Raw genomic sequence first — 16856 nt, forward strand, 5'->3', positions numbered from 1 at the left:
TTTTTAATTTCTGTTAAAAATTTCACAAAAATATAATTCCATTTACTTGCTTTCAATTATTTAATTAGGTACATTGTAAAGGTATTACAACTATTTAAGGAGGTTTGATGTATGACTTCTCATATTAAATTTGACTATTCAAAAGCAAAAATGTTTTTTCAAGATCATGAAATATCTTATTTAAGGGATGCAGTGAAATTATTTCACCATACAATTCATGAAAAAACAGGTGCAGGTAGCGATTATCTAGGATGGGTAGAGTTACCTAATGACTATGACAAAGAAGAATTTTCTCGAATTCAAAAAGCAGCAGAGAAAATTAAATCAGATTCAGACGTTCTTTTAGTAATTGGTATCGGTGGATCTTATTTAGGTGCACGTGCTGCAATTGAAATGTTACAACACTCATTTTTTAATATTGCTTCTAAAGAAGAAAGAAAAGCACCTCAAGTTTTCTTCGTAGGAAATAATATTAGTTCTACATATATGCACGATTTAATTCAAGTTTTAAAGGATAAGGATTTTTCAATTAATGTTATCTCAAAATCTGGGACAACTACTGAACCAGCGATTGCATTCCGTATTTTTAGAAAGCTATTAGAAGAAAAATATGGTGCTGAAGAAGCTAAACATCGTATTTATGCTACAACTGATAAAGCACGTGGAGCATTAAAAACTGTTGCCGATGAAAAGGGATATGAAACATTTGTTATTCCTGACGATGTAGGTGGACGCTATTCAGTATTAACTGCAGTAGGTTTATTACCGATTGCTGCAGCGGGTATTGATATTGAACAAATGATGAGGGGTGCACAAGATGCATATAAAGAATACAACTCTTCAGAATTAGAAGATAATCAAGCATATCAATACGCAGTTGTTCGAAATGTTTTATACAACAAAGGTAAAACAATAGAGATGCTTGTTAACTACGAACCATCATTACAATATTTTGGAGAATGGTGGAAGCAATTATTTGGAGAAAGTGAAGGGAAAGACCAAAAAGGGATCTATCCATCTTCAGCAAACTTCTCAACGGATTTACATTCTCTTGGACAATATGTACAAGAAGGTCGACGTGATTTATTTGAAACAGTTTTATCTGTTGAAAATCCTCGCCATGAATTAACAATTGAACTTGAGGATAACGACTCTGACGGATTAAATTATCTTGCTGGTAAAACTGTAGATTTTGTTAATAAAAAAGCATTTGAAGGTACGATCTTAGCTCATGCTGACGGTGGAGTACCAAATCTAATTGTTTCATTACCAAAATTAGATGAGTATACTTTCGGTTATACAGTATACTTCTTTGAACTAGCTTGTGCGATGAGCGGATATTTACTTGGAGTAAATCCTTTTGATCAACCAGGTGTAGAAGCTTACAAGAAAAACATGTTTGCATTATTAGGAAAACCAGGATTTGAAGAACTAAAAATGCAATTAGAAGAACGTTTAAAATAATATTAGATAAAAGGACCGTTGTTAAATTGACTTTAACAACGGTTTTTTTATTGAAATTAAAATTAATATTCATGTTTTTACTTAATAAGAAAATACTATTGAAAAAGGAGGAGGAAAGCATGTATCCTTTAAAATCAAAATTAGAAAATGCAATATATCCGCTTAATGACATTGAGGGGAAATTAAAAAATCATGGATTTGTAATTGGAGCAAACTGGGAATATGATCATGGCAGTTTTGATTTATTAATGCAGGATGATGACGGGTATCAATATTTAAGATTACCTTTTAATGTTACTTCAGGTTCGTTAGATATGGATGGAGCAGTTATACAATTCGATACTCCCTTTTTATTAACGCATATTTATAATGAGGGGCTAGATGATAATGTTGGTTTAGAGGGAAATTTAACTGGATCATTAAACCAGTTCCAAGAACCAATTGAAAAAGATGGAAAAGTTCCTAGAAAATATCAAATAAAAGGGTTTGAAATTCTAAAGAGAATTGAAGATGAACTTTTATAAAAAAAGAGTCAAGTTTTAGAACTTTGTCGATCAAAAAAGAGCCATATCATTTAGATTGGCTCTTTTTTAATCGTAACAATTATTAAGTAAGTAAGATAAGGAAATCATCTTTTGCAATCTTAATACTTTTATCGGGTCTGATGATTGTTTGTTTATCACGAATTATTCCAATAATCATTTTATCGTTGTTTAATTCTTCAACTACAATATCGAAATAAAATTTTCCAACCATTTTTTGTTCAACTTCCATTATTTTTACTGTAAAGGTTTCTAATTGGTTTGTTAACTTAAGCACAACATCTGAATATCCTCTATGCATAATCGAACCTGACATAACAAAAGAAGTCAACAAATGCGCTTCGATTATTTCGTTGGCTCCAGCTCGATTAGCGTTAATTACTTGATTTTTCGTTAAGATTTCTGCGATACAGTTAATTGATTCGTTAAGACCTTTTGTTGCGATGATTGTTAAAATTGTTTGCATATCAGCATCTTGCTCATTTTTATTTTGATCAGCTGTAATTAAGATTGTATTGGCAAATTTTATATTTGCTTTTTCTAAAACTGAGTCATTAGCGGCAGAGCCTTTTACAAAATGCACCTTCTCTAAATCAGGAGGTAATAACTCTAAACTTTCATCAATTAATACGATATAGACTTGGTTTGAAGATGCACGTAGTTGTTTAATAACATTTTTAACTCGTTCATTCCAACCTACTATTATAATATGGTTCTTTTTTGTAAACGTAAGTGTACCCCTAAAATCCGCGTCTTGGTTTCTAAATGTTTGTGCCGTGAATGAAATCATATAAAAAGAACCAATTCCAGTACCAAGTAAAATTAAAATAACTGCAAAAAAACGTCCAACTGGAGAGAGAGGTACATAATCACCGTAACCTACTGTAAATGTAGTTACGATTGACCACCACATACCGTCCCAAACAGTCGGAAAAGTAAATGGTTCTGCGAAATGGATGATTGTTCCGAATATAGCAATCAACGATAATAATAGTACAGTAATTTTTAATAGTGTATAGGATTTAAAATAGATAGGTTGGTTACGAAATACTTTCAAGCTTATACCCCCATCGCAATTTCGTAACACTTATTTTTACCAATAAGCAATAACTTATCACTACTATATACTTTCTATTTCAATTCCACGGATGTTTTCTATTTGTTCAATATCATAATAAATTTCTGTCGTTCTTCGTTTATTAAATACTAATAATTTCATTTGGACATAATGTTCATCATTATTTAATCCTTTTATTTTAATGTTTTTAACTGTAATATCCTGAGCGGTTATTTGATCAATGACAATATTTATATTTTCGCTTCCTATTACTGTAAGCTTCAAACTTATATCTCTTTCTTTTAATCTTTTAGGACCAAGCTTGTTTATTAAGTAGGGAATTAATTCTACACTTATTATTAATAAGCCTACGCCTGCAAAAGCTTCGACATAAAAGCCAGCCCCAACAATTATTCCGATACCCGATGCACCCCAAATCATAGCAGCTGTTGTTAACCCAGCAATTGTATCGTTACCTCTTCTGAGAATTACACCAGCCCCAACGAAACCGATTCCTGATACTATTTGTGCCGGTAAACGTAATGGGTCCATTGTTATATTTAAATAATCACTTCCATGAAATGAAAATGCTGAACTAATAGAAACAATTGTTAATAGGCAACTCATTATTGAAATAACAAGGCATGTCTTTAATCCAAGAGGTTTTCGTTTTAACTCTCTTTCTAACCCGATAACGGAACCTAACATTGCTGATATTAGTAATTTTATGAGGATATCTGGTTGTAGATCCATTTTCTAAACCCCTTTTCTATATAGTTTATGGCTAATTCGACATAGCGTATTACACTTCCTCCGTACTATATATAATTTTTTTATCTTTTTTTAAAAAAAATGAAAAAAGGGGCTTGTCATAATCTAAATGGGGTGTTATATTTATATACGTCGCCAAGATGGTTCGACAAAAAACGAAACAAAGTAATAAAAAATAAAAAAATGTTGACTCACTGATAAAGAGATGTTAATATGAAAAAGTCGCAAATGACGCGATGAAGTGAACTTTGAAAACTAAACAAAACATGAAGTAAACGTCAATTATTAGTTTTTTGAGCAATACAAGATTTAAACTTAACTTTTATGGAGAGTTTGATCCTGGCTCAGGACGAACGCTGGCGGCGTGCCTAATACATGCAAGTCGAGCGGACTAATGGGAGCTTGCTCCCGTTAGTTAGCGGCGGACGGGTGAGTAACACGTGGGCAACCTACCTGTAAGACTGGGATAACTTCGGGAAACCGGAGCTAATACCGGATGATATAAAGGAACTCCTGTTCCTTTATTGAAAGATGGCTTCGGCTATCACTTACAGATGGGCCCGCGGCGCATTAGCTAGTTGGTGAGGTAACGGCTCACCAAGGCGACGATGCGTAGCCGACCTGAGAGGGTGATCGGCCACACTGGGACTGAGACACGGCCCAGACTCCTACGGGAGGCAGCAGTAGGGAATCTTCCGCAATGGACGAAAGTCTGACGGAGCAACGCCGCGTGAGCGATGAAGGCCTTCGGGTCGTAAAGCTCTGTTGTTAGGGAAGAATAAGTACTAGTTGAATAAGCTGGTACCTTGACGGTACCTAACCAGAAAGCCACGGCTAACTACGTGCCAGCAGCCGCGGTAATACGTAGGTGGCAAGCGTTGTCCGGAATTATTGGGCGTAAAGCGCGCGCAGGCGGTTTCTTAAGTCTGATGTGAAAGCCCCCGGCTCAACCGGGGAGGGTCATTGGAAACTGGGAAACTTGAGTGCAGAAGAGGAAAGTGGAATTCCAAGTGTAGCGGTGAAATGCGTAGAGATTTGGAGGAACACCAGTGGCGAAGGCGACTTTCTGGTCTGTAACTGACGCTGAGGCGCGAAAGCGTGGGGAGCAAACAGGATTAGATACCCTGGTAGTCCACGCTGTAAACGATGAGTGCTAAGTGTTAGAGGGTTTCCGCCCTTTAGTGCTGAAGTTAACGCATTAAGCACTCCGCCTGGGGAGTACGGTCGCAAGACTGAAACTCAAAGGAATTGACGGGGGCCCGCACAAGTGGTGGAGCATGTGGTTTAATTCGAAGCAACGCGAAGAACCTTACCAGGTCTTGACATCCTCTGACAACCCTAGAGATAGGGCTTTCCCTTCGGGGACAGAGTGACAGGTGGTGCATGGTTGTCGTCAGCTCGTGTCGTGAGATGTTGGGTTAAGTCCCGCAACGAGCGCAACCCTTGATCTTAGTTGCCAGCATTTAGTTGGGCACTCTAAGGTGACTGCCGGTGACAAACCGGAGGAAGGTGGGGATGACGTCAAATCATCATGCCCCTTATGACCTGGGCTACACACGTGCTACAATGGATAGTACAAAGGGTTGCAAGACCGCGAGGTGGAGCTAATCCCATAAAACTATTCTCAGTTCGGATTGTAGGCTGCAACTCGCCTACATGAAGCCGGAATCACTAGTAATCGCGGATCAGCATGCCGCGGTGAATACGTTCCCGGGCCTTGTACACACCGCCCGTCACACCACGAGAGTTTGTAACACCCGAAGTCGGTGGGGTAACCTTTTAGGGGCCAGCCGCCTAAGGTGGGACAGATGATTGGGGTGAAGTCGTAACAAGGTAGCCGTATCGGAAGGTGCGGCTGGATCACCTCCTTTCTATGGAGACATCATGAACCGATGGTTCATGTATGAAATGTTTCTTCATTGTTTTGTTTAGTTTTGAGAGTTCACTCTCAACTTTGTACCTTGAAAACTAGATAATGTCATTCATTAAACTGCGTAAGTTTAATTCAATTAGTTTTAAAATTAGTTAAGTTAGAAAGGGCGCACGGTGGATGCCTTGGCACTAGGAGTCGATGAAGGACGGGACTAACACCGATATGCTTCGGGGAGCTGTAAGTAAGCTTTGATCCGGAGATTTCCGAATGGGGGAACCCACTACTCGTAATGGAGTAGTATCTTTACCTGAATACATAGGGTACTGAGGACAGACCCAGGGAACTGAAACATCTAAGTACCTGGAGGAATAGAAAGCAATAGCGATTTCCTGAGTAGCGGCGAGCGAAACGGAAGATAGCCCAAACCAAGAGGCTTGCCTCTTGGGGTTGTAGGACACTCTATACGGAGTTACAAAGGAACGGGGTAAATGAAGCGACCTGGAAAGGTCCGTCAAAGAAGGTAAAAACCCTGTAGTTGAAACCTCGTTCCCTCTTGAGTGGATCCTGAGTACGGCGGAACACGTGAAATTCCGTCGGAATCTGGGAGGACCATCTCCCAAGGCTAAATACTACCTAGTGACCGATAGTGAACCAGTACCGTGAGGGAAAGGTGAAAAGCACCCCGGAAGGGGAGTGAAAGAGAACCTGAAACCGTGTGCTTACAAATAGTCAGAGCTCGTTAACGAGTGATGGCGTGCCTTTTGTAGAATGAACCGGCGAGTTACGATCCCGTGCAAGGTTAAGTTGAAGAGACGGAGCCGCAGCGAAAGCGAGTCTGAATAGGGCGATATAGTACGTGGTCGTAGACCCGAAACCGAGTGATCTACCCATGTCCAGGATGAAGTTCAGGTAACACTGAATGGAGGTCCGAACCCACGCACGTTGAAAAGTGCGGGGATGAGGTGTGGGTAGCGGAGAAATTCCAATCGAACTCGGAGATAGCTGGTTCTCCCCGAAATAGCTTTAGGGCTAGCCTTATGTGTTAGAGTCTTGGAGGTAGAGCACTGATTGGACTAGGGGCCCCCAACGGGTTACCGAATTCAGTCAAACTCCGAATGCCAATGACTTATCCATAGGAGTCAGACTACGAGTGATAAGATCCGTGGTCAAGAGGGAAACAGCCCAGACCGCCAGCTAAGGTCCCAAAGTATACGTTAAGTGGAAAAGGATGTGGAGTTGCTTAGACAACCAGGATGTTGGCTTAGAAGCAGCCACCATTTAAAGAGTGCGTAATAGCTCACTGGTCGAGTGACTCTGCGCCGAAAATGTAACGGGGCTAAACGTATCACCGAAGCTGCGGATTGATACCGTATGGTATCAGTGGTAGGGGAGCGTTCTAAGGGCGTTGAAGCTAGATCGTAAGGACTGGTGGAGCGCTTAGAAGTGAGAATGCCGGTATGAGTAGCGAAAGACGGGTGAGAATCCCGTCCACCGTATGCCTAAGGTTTCCTGGGGAAGGCTCGTCCTCCCAGGGTTAGTCAGGACCTAAGCCGAGGCCGAAAGGCGTAGGCGATGGACAACAGGTTGATATTCCTGTACCACCTCATTTCCGTTTGAGCGATGGAGGGACGCAGAAAGATAGGGTAAGCGCGCTGCTGGATATGCGCGTCCAAGCAATTAGGCTGATGTGTAGGCAAATCCGCACATCATAAGGCTGAGTTGTGATGGCGAGGGAAATATAGTACCGAAGTTCCTGATTCTACGCTGCCAAGAAAAGCTTCTAGCGAGGAAATAGGTGCCTGTACCGCAAACCGACACAGGTAGGCGAGGAGAGAATCCTAAGGTGAGCGAGAGAACTATGGTTAAGGAACTCGGCAAAATGACCCCGTAACTTCGGGAGAAGGGGTGCTCTTTTGGGTGTATGCCCGGGAGAGCCGCAGTGAAAAGGCCCAAGCGACTGTTTAGCAAAAACACAGGTCTCTGCGAAGCCGCAAGGCGAAGTATAGGGGCTGACGCCTGCCCGGTGCTGGAAGGTTAAGAGGAGGGGTTATCCCTTACGGGAGAAGCTCTGAATTGAAGCCCCAGTAAACGGCGGCCGTAACTATAACGGTCCTAAGGTAGCGAAATTCCTTGTCGGGTAAGTTCCGACCCGCACGAAAGGCGTAACGATTTGGGCACTGTCTCAACCATAGACTCGGTGAAATTATAGTACCTGTGAAGATGCAGGTTACCCGCGACAGGACGGAAAGACCCCGTGGAGCTTTACTGCAGCTTGATATTGAATTTTGGTACAGCTTGTACAGGATAGGTAGGAGCCTGAGAAGCCGGAGCGCTAGCTTCGGTGGAGGCGTCGGTGGGATACTACCCTGGCTGTATTGAAATTCTAACCTAGAGCCGTTATCCGGCTCGGAGACAGTGTCAGGTGGGCAGTTTGACTGGGGCGGTCGCCTCCTAAAGAGTAACGGAGGCGCCCAAAGGTTCCCTCAGAATGGTTGGAAATCATTCGAAGAGTGTAAAGGCATAAGGGAGCTTGACTGCGAGACCTACAAGTCGAGCAGGGACGAAAGTCGGGCTTAGTGATCCGGTGGTTCCGCATGGAAGGGCCATCGCTCAACGGATAAAAGCTACCCCGGGGATAACAGGCTTATCTCCCCCAAGAGTCCACATCGACGGGGAGGTTTGGCACCTCGATGTCGGCTCATCGCATCCTGGGGCTGTAGTCGGTCCCAAGGGTTGGGCTGTTCGCCCATTAAAGCGGTACGCGAGCTGGGTTCAGAACGTCGTGAGACAGTTCGGTCCCTATCCGTCGTGGGCGCAGGAAATTTGAGAGGAGCTGTCCTTAGTACGAGAGGACCGGGATGGACACACCGCTGGTGTACCAGTTGTTCTGCCAAGAGCATGGCTGGGTAGCTATGTGTGGAAGGGATAAGTGCTGAAAGCATCTAAGCATGAAGCCCCCCTCAAGATGAGATTTCCCATAGCGTTAAGCTAGTAAGACCCCTGAGAGACGATCAGGTTGATAGGTCAGAGGTGGAAGCGTGGTGACACGTGGAGCTGACTGATACTAATCGGTCGAGGACTTAACTAACAAGTTTGATAATGACATTATCTAGTTTTGAGGGTGCAAAAGTTATTATAAAAAACTTTTAAAAAGTCATTGACTTTTGAGTGAGATTTGATATAATAGTTATTGTCCTTAAGGAATTGAATCAAGTGATGATAGCGAAGAGGTCACACCCGTTCCCATACCGAACACGGCAGTTAAGCTCTTCAGCGTCGATGGTAGTTGGGGGTTTCCCCCTGTGAGAGTAGAACGTCGCTTGGTTTATGATTATTCCGCAGTAGCTCAGTGGTAGAGCACTCGGCTGTTAACCGAGTGGTCGTAGGTTCGAACCCTACCTGCGGAGCCATTTTGGAGAGCTGTCCGAGTGGCCGAAGGAGCACGATTGGAAATCGTGTAGGCGGGTAACCCTGTCTCAAGGGTTCAAATCCCTTGCTCTCCGCCACATGTTTTCAGCACTATTATACTGGCCCGTTGGTCAAGCGGTTAAGACACCGCCCTTTCACGGCGGTAACACGGGTTCGAGTCCCGTACGGGTCACCATTTTATCCTGGAGGATTAGCTCAGCTGGGAGAGCACCTGCCTTACAAGCAGGGGGTCGGCGGTTCGAGCCCGTCATCCTCCACCATTTAATTATTAAAATTAATATATATATCTTATTATCGCGGGGTGGAGCACGAGCGAATATGCTTCGAAGAAATTACTTCAGCATACCAATCGAGCTGCTACTTGCAATAACATCCTGAGATTGGGATGGTCTTAACGAAATACAGTTTATGGATCTATAAATAATAGAGTCCACATTATCGCGGGGTGGAGCAGTCTGGTAGCTCGTCGGGCTCATAACCCGAAGGTCGCAGGTTCAAATCCTGTCCCCGCAACCAAATGGTCCCGTGGTGTAGCGGTTAACATGCCTGCCTGTCACGCAGGAGATCGCCGGTTCGATCCCGGTCGGGACCGCCATTTAAGTTGGCTCGGTAGCTCAGTCGGTAGAGCAGAGGACTGAAAATCCTCGTGTCGGCGGTTCGATTCCGTCCCGAGCCACCATCTTAAATAAAATATATAGCAAGCAATTATTATTAAGCCGACTTAGCTCAATTGGTAGAGCAACTGACTTGTAATCAGTAGGTTGGGGGTTCAAGTCCTCTAGTCGGCACTCTTTAACCGGAGGGGTAGCGAAGTGGCTAAACGCGGCGGACTGTAAATCCGCTCCCTGTGGGTTCGGCGGTTCGAATCCGTCCCCCTCCACCATTTTTATAGGGGCATAGTTTAACGGTAGAATAGAGGTCTCCAAAACCTTTGGTGTGGGTTCGATTCCTACTGCCCCTGCCAAATAATTCAATAATGGCGGTCGTGGCGAAGTGGTTAACGCATCGGATTGTGGTTCCGACACTCGTGGGTTCGATTCCCATCGGTCGCCCCATTTAAATTATTGTAAGGATTACTCAAGTGAGTAATATTATTTATAATAAACTGAATATAGTATATAAAGTTCTTAATTAATGGGCTATAGCCAAGCGGTAAGGCAACGGATTTTGATTCCGTCATGCCCTGGTTCGAATCCAGGTAGCCCAGCCATTATGCGGAAGTAGTTCAGTGGTAGAATACAACCTTGCCAAGGTTGGGGTCGCGGGTTCGAACCCCGTCTTCCGCTCCAAATATGGCGGTATAGCCAAGTGGTAAGGCAGAGGTCTGCAAAACCTTTATCATCGGTTCAAATCCGGTTACCGCCTTTTAATTTACTTCTGCCGGGGTGGTGGAATGGCAGACACACAGGACTTAAAATCCTGCGGGGGTTGACCCCGTGCCGGTTCGAGTCCGGCCCTCGGTATCATTAAACCTCTTACAAAAGTAAGAGGTTTTTAATTTCAGATTTGATTGGACAATTAGTCCTTCCTATATTATAATTATTTTATAACTTTTTGGCGGTGTGGTGGAATGGCAGACACGCCTGACTCAAAATCAGGTATCTTCACGGATGTGCAGGTTCAAGTCCTGTCACCGCTATATTGAAATCAGGGAAGAGGATTTTGCAGAGATGCAGAATCCTTTTTTTTGTTTATATAGTAAAAGGTAAGGAATAGAATAGGGTTTATATATTCTTTATCTTCATCGAGCATTAAAAAATTATCTTCATACGATTATCATAAAGAAAGGCAACGACCATTATAGTCACTGCCTTTCTTTAAGGGGCTATTCTTCATTTAGAAATGCTCTTCATTACATTTTTACATATTTACGTTTTTGCTTTGCAGCAAGCCAATCAAACTGTTTTGGTTTTCTTTTATTTGCTAAAGTAACGACTAATCCTGTTGTTGCTATTAGTAAGCTTGCAGCAGCTACTTTAATAGTAAATTGTTTTGCATCTTTTAATTTCTCGTTATTGTATCGATCAAGTTCCTTAAGGGTATCTTGTGTAAAATCAATTCTGTCGTTTGTTTCTTCAATCAAACTACAGACACCTTCGAAACTTTCGACCAAAGGATTTTTTTCTTCATTTACCAAAGGATCTGTCATAGTTATTCTCCTCCTATATTTAACCTATAAAGAAGAATTCTATGAGAAAATAAATTATACCTTTATTCAAATTTCTACAAATCTTTCAATACACTCTGCTATTAGCTAATTAATAAAGTTCTGATGATTATTGAGCTTACTAATTTAGACATTTTCTATTCTCGACCTTTCCATATTCTAAGCTTAACCATGCTAGAACACTTTCGACAAAAAATGATTTTATTCTTGAATTTATGACATATTTATGATAAATTTAATTACAAGTTCATTAAAAACCTACTAAATACATATTACATTTGTATTAGTAGATAAGCACTTATAACTTGATAACAACGCAGTGTATTGATTCATTCGAAGAACGATACATTGCGTTTTTTTATATTAAAAAGTCTATTATTAAAGGATTTTGTGTCATAATTAAATAAAGAAATAATTTTCTGACTAGAATAGAAAATATAATTTGTAAATTAACAGGCAGTTAGGTGATTCTTGTGAATATAAAAGAATTTCAAAAAGAATTGATTTTATATAGTAAAGAAATTGGAATAGATAAGATTGGATTTACAACTGTTGATCCGTTTTTAACATTAAAAAATCGTTTATATAAGCAGCAGGAATTAAATTACCAATCGGGTTTTGAGACAAAGGATATTGAACGAAGAGTAGATGCAAGAAAAATTATGACAGAATCTAATTCAATAATTGCAATTGCTCTAGCTTATCCATCTAAAATGAAAAATCCTCCTAAAAGTAAAAAAGGATCTACAAGAGGTATCTTTTGTAGGGCTTCATGGGGGGAAGATTACCATGTAGTTGTAAAAAAGAAATTACTTCAGCTTGAGTCATTTATTTTATTACATTATCCAAATGCAAAGGTTCAGTCGATGGTCGATACTGGAGAGCTAGTAGATCGAGCTGTAGCTGAGCGAGCAGGTATAGGTTGGAGTGCTAAAAATTGTTCAATCATTACCCCAGAATTCGGTTCCTATGTCTATTTAGGGGAAATGATTACCTCATTACCTTTTGAACCAGATTCGCCTATTGAGGAACAGTGTGGAGAGTGTACAAAATGCCTTGATGTTTGTCCGACAAGCGCTATTGTTTCTCCAGGTCAATTAAATGCTAAAAATTGTATTGCATTTTTAACCCAATCAAAAGAAATGATTCCTGTTGAGTTTCGAAAAGAGTTAGGAAATCGAATATATGGTTGCGATACATGTCAGACAATATGTCCTAAAAATAAAGGGGTTAATTTTACGCATCATACTGAAATGGAACCTGATCCGGAAACTGTAAAACCTTTATTACGCTCAGTATTAAAGGTAAGTAATAGAGAGTTTAAAAGTCAGTTTGGTCAAATTTCTGGGTCATGGAGAGGAAAGAATCCTATTCAGCGAAATGCTATTATTGCTTTAGCACATTTTAAAGATGAATCTGCATTAGAGGATTTAAAGCAATTAGCAAAAAAAGATGCTAGACCAGTAATAAGAGGTACAGCTATCTGGGCTATTTTTGAGATTGAAGGAAAGACCAGTACACCATTTATTGAAAGTTGTTTACAAAAAGAGCAAGATGAGATTGTACTTAATGAAATTAATGCTGTTCTTTCAAAGTAATCAATAATGAGTGGTATAATCTCTTATTTTTCAACATCGTATAGAATAAGAATATATGTTGAAAAGGGGGATTATCTTGTTTAATCGTGAACTTTTAGAGCGTTATTTAAAAGAACGATTACAGCTTTATTTTGGTGAAGGACATCGAAGTCATCCTATTCAAGAAAAAGAATATCAGGCCATCAGGCGTAAAGTTGAATTATATAATAAACGTAATACTTCATTAGTAAAAGTATATGGAAATCTTGATGTAAATAATATTTGGAATGAACAGGATATAACGTATATAAATTATACCTTCCATACGCGATATTTTTTAAAGCAAACCGATTTATATTTTGAAGAGGATCAACATCAAAGACAGATCGCGATTGAAAATGATGAAATCTTATATGACATAGCGTTCCCGATTGATAATCAAGTTGAAAATTATGAACTCGAAGAAGACGATATAGGTGATAGTGAATCATTAGATCGAAATAACAGATATAATCGCTTTAATGCTGTTAAATATGCTGAAACCTGGTGGGATGGCCATAATAAAGAATATCCATTGTATGCAAATGATTGTACTAATTTTATCTCTCAATGTTTAAGGGCTGGAGGTATTCGAATGGTTGGAATGCCAAAACCAGGGACAGGGTGGTGGTATAGAAATCATTCTAATAGTAGTTATAGCTGGAGAGTTGCTCACGCATTAAGAAGATTTTTACCTTCACCTAAAACTGGAATTAAAGCAGAAGAAGTGCCTTCTCCAAAAGATCTTACATTGGGGGATATTATCGTATATGATTTCGAAGGTGATGGAGTATGGAATCATTGTACAATCGTTGTTGCTAAGGATGAAAATGGTGAACCGTTAGTGAATGCACATACTGTAAATAGCCGTAAAAGATATTGGTCTTACTATGATTCTTCTGCTTTTACGGAGAATATAAAGTATAAGTTTTTTCACTTCGTTGATGACTTTTCTAATCCTCCAATGGAATAATACCTTATTAATTACGAATTTGGTATAATATAAAGCATTGAAACAATATAGAGGTGAAAAAGATGGGAATACACGTTGTATTATATCAACCACAAATTCCAGCAAATACAGGAAATATTGCACGTACTTGTGCAGGAACCGATACAAGTTTACATTTAATCCGTCCGTTAGGTTTTTCAACTGATGATAAAATGTTAAAAAGAGCTGGTCTTGATTATTGGGAGCATGTAGATATCCATTATCATGATTCTTTGAACGATTTATTTGATAAGTATAAAGACGGGAAATTTTATTTTATAACTAAATTTGGGGAAAAAACATATTCAAACTTTGACTATACAAATTTAGATGAAGAGATTTTCTTTGTATTTGGTAGAGAAACAACAGGGCTTCCGAAAGAGTTAATTGAAAAAAATATGGAAACTTGCTTACGTATACCAATGACAGATCATATTAGGTCACTAAATTTATCAAATACAGCTGCAATTTTAATTTATGAAGCTTTACGTCAGCAAGATTTCCGCGAGTTGTTGAAGGTAAAGGATTATTCTAAATAATAAAAGTCACCATATAAATGGTGATTTTTTTTGTATTAATGTAAGAGTTTATCAAAGAGTACAAAAAAAGATGCTTCCATAAAACGGTCTAAATTAAAATAAGATCCGCGTTTAGAAGCATCCTTTAAAAAATATTATCTGTTTTTCAGTCCAGGTTTGTCATTATAGCCGCCTGTGAAAATTGCTGCTAAGAATGATGCTGTTACTAATAAAATTAATACTAGTCTCATCAGTATGTATCCTCCCAATTGAAAAATTCCCAACACCCTAAACCTTATTATACAAAAAAAACATAGAAATATGAAAGTAAAATTATGAGAATTGGATTTCGATAAAATATATTTTCCTACTCAAAGATATAGCATGAGTACGGACATCCTTGCATATCCTTTAATAATCTCTCTTACAGATGAGAAGAAGGAGGTACTTGTCCATGGATATTTTAAAGAAACTTGAGCAGCACCGGGACATGGAACAAAGATTGAAATGGGAAGGCACTTTTGCTGAGTATCTTGAAATGTTAAAAGAGGAGCCATTGGTTGCACAAACTGCACATTCTAGAATTTATAATATGATTAAAGACGCAGGTATTGAAGAAGTGAATGGTAAAAAAACCTATAGTTTCTTTAATAACAACCTATATGGATTAGAAGAAGCGTTAGAGAGACTCGTGGAAGAATATTTCCATCCTGCTGCCAAGAGATTAGATGTAAAAAAACGTATTTTATTGTTAATGGGTCCTGTAAGTGGTGGTAAATCTACACTGGTAACGATGTTAAAGAGAGGCTTAGAAAATTATTCAAGGTCTGATCAAGGTGCAATCTACGCAATTAAAGGTTGCCCAATGCATGAGGATCCATTGCATTTAATTCCTAACCATTTAAGAGATGATTTTTTCACAGAATATGGAGTTCGAATTGAAGGAAATCTTTCACCTTTAAACTTAATGAGACTTGAACAAGAGTTTGGTGGAAGAATAGAAGATGTTATGGTAGAAAGAGTATTTTTATCAGAAGATCGTCGAGTTGGTATTGGTACTTTTAGCCCTTCTGATCCAAAATCTCAAGATATTGCAGATTTAACAGGAAGTATTGATTTTTCAACAATTGCTCAATTCGGATCAGAGTCAGATCCACGTGCCTACCGGTTTGATGGTGAGTTGAATAAAGCGAACCGTGGAATGATGGAATTCCAAGAGATGTTAAAATGTGATGAAAAGTTTTTATGGCATTTATTATCCCTGACGCAAGAAGGAAACTTTAAAGCAGGGCGTTTTGCATTGATTTCTGCGGATGAATTAATCATTGCTCACACGAATGAAACAGAGTACAGATCCTTTATTAATAATAAGAAAAATGAAGCGTTACATTCTCGAATAATCGTAATGCCAATTCCTTATAACTTAAGAGTGAGTGAAGAAGAGAGAATCTATCAAAAAATGATCTCTGAAAGTGATGTTTCAAATGTTCATATTGCTCCTCATACTTTAAGAGTTGCCGCAATGTTTACAATACTTACTCGTTTAAAAGAACCAAAACGAGGAGATATTGATTTAGTTAAGAAGATGCGTCTATATGATGGTGAAATGGTAGAAGGCTATAACACTGTTGATTTAGAAGAGCTGAAGAAAGAATATTTAGATGAAGGTATGCATGGTATCGATCCACGATATGTCATTAACCGTATTTCATCTACAATTATTCGAAAAGAGATCCCTTCAATTAATGCTTTAGATGTTTTACGCTCATTAAAAGATGGTTTAGATCAACATCCATCTATTTCGAATGAAGATCGTGAGCGTTATATGAATTTTATCTCAATCGCAAGAAAAGAATATGATGATATTGCAAAACAAGAAGTTCAAAAAGCCTTTGTTTATTCATATGAAGAGTCTGCAAAAACACTTATGGATAATTATCTTGATAATGTAGAAGCATATTGCAATAAGAATAAGCTTCGTGATCCTTTAACAGGTGAAGAGATGAATCCAGATGAAAAGTTGATGCGTTCGATTGAAGAACAAATTGGCATCTCTGAGAATGCGAAGAAGGCATTCCGTGAAGAAATATTAATCAGAATCTCTGCCTATGCAAGAAAAGGCAAACGTTTTGATTACAATTCACATGAAAGATTAAAAGAAGCTATCCAAAAGAAACTTTTTTCGGATCTGAAGGATGTTGTGAAAATTACGACGTCCACAAAAACTCCTGACGAGCGTCAATTGAAGAAAATCAATGACGTTGTCAGTAGATTAGTTGATGAATATGGTTATAATTCAACATCAGCAAATGAATTATTACGCTACGTAGGTTCATTACTAAACCGATAAATTGTTTAAGCGGCTATCTATTAGATAGCCGTTTTCTTTTGCAATTAATAACGTTTATCCTATAATGATGATAATGAT

9 protein-coding genes, 16 tRNA genes and 3 rRNA genes are annotated in these 16856 nt (G+C 39.2%); 25 read left to right on the plus strand and 3 right to left on the minus strand.

Features of this window, described 5'->3' with window-relative positions; all coding sequences use genetic code 11:
• Positions 1-111 precede the first annotated feature (111 nt).
• Together AB1282_RS08970 and AB1282_RS08975 are read left to right on the plus strand one after the other, a co-directional pair.
• Positions 112-1464, plus strand: a complete 1353-nt coding sequence (locus AB1282_RS08970) for a glucose-6-phosphate isomerase (protein WP_429898918.1) — start codon at positions 112-114, stop codon at positions 1462-1464.
• 119 nt (positions 1465-1583) lie between these two features.
• Positions 1584-1988 carry a YugN family protein gene (locus tag AB1282_RS08975; protein WP_056468636.1) on the plus strand — a complete coding sequence of 135 codons (405 nt, stop codon included), beginning with the start codon at positions 1584-1586 and terminating at the stop codon, positions 1986-1988.
• An 82-nt stretch (positions 1989-2070) separates the two neighbouring features.
• On the opposite strand, the gene AB1282_RS08980 is transcribed toward AB1282_RS08975, so the two are convergent.
• Together AB1282_RS08980 and AB1282_RS08985 are read right to left on the minus strand one after the other, a co-directional pair.
• Complete coding sequence (locus AB1282_RS08980; RefSeq protein ID WP_056468633.1) at positions 2071-3063, minus strand: potassium channel family protein; 993 nt, start codon at positions 3061-3063, stop codon at positions 2071-2073.
• A 63-nt stretch (positions 3064-3126) separates the two neighbouring features.
• Positions 3127-3816, minus strand: a complete 690-nt coding sequence (locus tag AB1282_RS08985; protein ID WP_056468630.1) for an MgtC/SapB family protein — start codon at positions 3814-3816, stop codon at positions 3127-3129.
• Positions 3817-4155: 339 nt separating this feature from the next.
• Between AB1282_RS08985 and AB1282_RS08990 the strand changes: the two genes are divergently transcribed.
• The 19 genes from AB1282_RS08990 (at position 4156) to AB1282_RS09080 (ending at position 10775) form a co-directional block, all read left to right on the plus strand.
• Positions 4156-5705 (plus strand): 16S ribosomal RNA (locus tag AB1282_RS08990).
• A gap of 152 nt (positions 5706-5857) precedes the next feature.
• Positions 5858-8795, plus strand: a 23S ribosomal RNA gene (locus tag AB1282_RS08995).
• Positions 8796-8916: 121 nt separating this feature from the next.
• Positions 8917-9032 (plus strand): 5S ribosomal RNA (rrf, locus tag AB1282_RS09000).
• Together the 16S, 23S and 5S rRNA genes with 16 tRNA genes alongside form the textbook arrangement of a ribosomal RNA operon.
• Positions 9033-9042: 10 nt before the next feature.
• A tRNA-Asn gene (locus AB1282_RS09005) sits at positions 9043-9117 on the plus strand.
• A gap of 4 nt (positions 9118-9121) precedes the next feature.
• Positions 9122-9213 (plus strand) — tRNA-Ser (locus tag AB1282_RS09010).
• A 23-nt stretch (positions 9214-9236) separates the two neighbouring features.
• Positions 9237-9311: transfer RNA gene (locus AB1282_RS09015), tRNA-Glu, on the plus strand.
• Positions 9312-9320: 9 nt separating this feature from the next.
• A tRNA-Val gene (locus tag AB1282_RS09020) sits at positions 9321-9396 on the plus strand.
• Between the two features lie 179 nt (positions 9397-9575).
• A tRNA-Met gene (locus tag AB1282_RS09025) sits at positions 9576-9652 on the plus strand.
• 3 nt (positions 9653-9655) lie between these two features.
• Positions 9656-9731, plus strand: a tRNA-Asp gene (locus AB1282_RS09030).
• Positions 9732-9739: 8 nt separating this feature from the next.
• Positions 9740-9815 (plus strand) — tRNA-Phe (locus AB1282_RS09035).
• A gap of 36 nt (positions 9816-9851) precedes the next feature.
• Positions 9852-9924: transfer RNA gene (locus tag AB1282_RS09040), tRNA-Thr, on the plus strand.
• Positions 9925-9934: 10 nt separating this feature from the next.
• Positions 9935-10019: transfer RNA gene (locus tag AB1282_RS09045), tRNA-Tyr, on the plus strand.
• Between the two features lie 7 nt (positions 10020-10026).
• Positions 10027-10100: transfer RNA gene (locus AB1282_RS09050), tRNA-Trp, on the plus strand.
• A 15-nt stretch (positions 10101-10115) separates the two neighbouring features.
• A tRNA-His gene (locus AB1282_RS09055) sits at positions 10116-10191 on the plus strand.
• An 80-nt stretch (positions 10192-10271) separates the two neighbouring features.
• Positions 10272-10346: transfer RNA gene (locus AB1282_RS09060), tRNA-Gln, on the plus strand.
• A 4-nt stretch (positions 10347-10350) separates the two neighbouring features.
• Positions 10351-10425: transfer RNA gene (locus tag AB1282_RS09065), tRNA-Gly, on the plus strand.
• Positions 10426-10430: 5 nt separating this feature from the next.
• Positions 10431-10501, plus strand: a tRNA-Cys gene (locus AB1282_RS09070).
• A gap of 14 nt (positions 10502-10515) precedes the next feature.
• Positions 10516-10599 (plus strand) — tRNA-Leu (locus AB1282_RS09075).
• Between the two features lie 93 nt (positions 10600-10692).
• Positions 10693-10775, plus strand: a tRNA-Leu gene (locus AB1282_RS09080).
• Between the two features lie 213 nt (positions 10776-10988).
• Here the strand turns inward: AB1282_RS09080 and AB1282_RS09085 are convergent.
• On the minus strand, positions 10989-11285 hold the full coding sequence (locus AB1282_RS09085; protein ID WP_056467865.1) for a hypothetical protein: 297 nt from the start codon (positions 11283-11285) through the stop codon (positions 10989-10991).
• Between the two features lie 491 nt (positions 11286-11776).
• Between AB1282_RS09085 and queG the strand changes: the two genes are divergently transcribed.
• The 4 genes from queG to AB1282_RS09105 all read left to right on the plus strand — a co-directional run bounded on the left by queG (position 11777) and on the right by AB1282_RS09105 (position 16778).
• Positions 11777-12901: a tRNA epoxyqueuosine(34) reductase QueG gene (queG, locus tag AB1282_RS09090; protein WP_429898919.1), complete on the plus strand. Its 1125-nt coding sequence runs from the start codon at positions 11777-11779 to the stop codon at positions 12899-12901.
• 76 nt (positions 12902-12977) lie between these two features.
• Positions 12978-13892, plus strand: a complete 915-nt coding sequence (locus AB1282_RS09095; RefSeq protein WP_056467860.1) for an amidase domain-containing protein — start codon at positions 12978-12980, stop codon at positions 13890-13892.
• 62 nt (positions 13893-13954) lie between these two features.
• The gene (gene trmL, locus AB1282_RS09100; protein WP_429898920.1) at positions 13955-14449 is read left to right on the plus strand and encodes a tRNA (uridine(34)/cytosine(34)/5-carboxymethylaminomethyluridine(34)-2'-O)-methyltransferase TrmL; all 495 of its coding nucleotides are present in this window, start codon (positions 13955-13957) and stop codon (positions 14447-14449) included.
• Between the two features lie 433 nt (positions 14450-14882).
• The gene (locus AB1282_RS09105) at positions 14883-16778 is read left to right on the plus strand and encodes a PrkA family serine protein kinase (protein ID WP_056467854.1); all 1896 of its coding nucleotides are present in this window, start codon (positions 14883-14885) and stop codon (positions 16776-16778) included.
• The last annotated feature ends 78 nt before the right edge of the window (positions 16779-16856 follow it).

It is taken from the genome of Gottfriedia sp. S16(2024) (assembly GCF_050473765.1).
Taxonomy (GTDB): domain Bacteria; phylum Bacillota; class Bacilli; order Bacillales; family Bacillaceae_G; genus Gottfriedia.

What these genes read in the sequence shown, in the direction of transcription:
- AB1282_RS08970 (WP_429898918.1), top strand. Translation starts at nt 112, where the DNA reads ATGACTTCTCATATTAAATTTGACTATTCAAAAGCAAAAATGTTTTTT.
- AB1282_RS08975 (WP_056468636.1), top strand. Translation starts at nt 1,584, where the DNA reads ATGTATCCTTTAAAATCAAAATTAGAAAATGCAATATATCCGCTTAAT.
- AB1282_RS08985 (WP_056468630.1), bottom strand. Translation starts at nt 3,816, where the DNA reads ATGGATCTACAACCAGATATCCTCATAAAATTACTAATATCAGCAATG.
- AB1282_RS09085 (WP_056467865.1), bottom strand. Translation starts at nt 11,285, where the DNA reads ATGACAGATCCTTTGGTAAATGAAGAAAAAAATCCTTTGGTCGAAAGT.
- trmL (WP_429898920.1), top strand. Translation starts at nt 13,955, where the DNA reads ATGGGAATACACGTTGTATTATATCAACCACAAATTCCAGCAAATACA.
- AB1282_RS09105 (WP_056467854.1), top strand. Translation starts at nt 14,883, where the DNA reads ATGGATATTTTAAAGAAACTTGAGCAGCACCGGGACATGGAACAAAGA.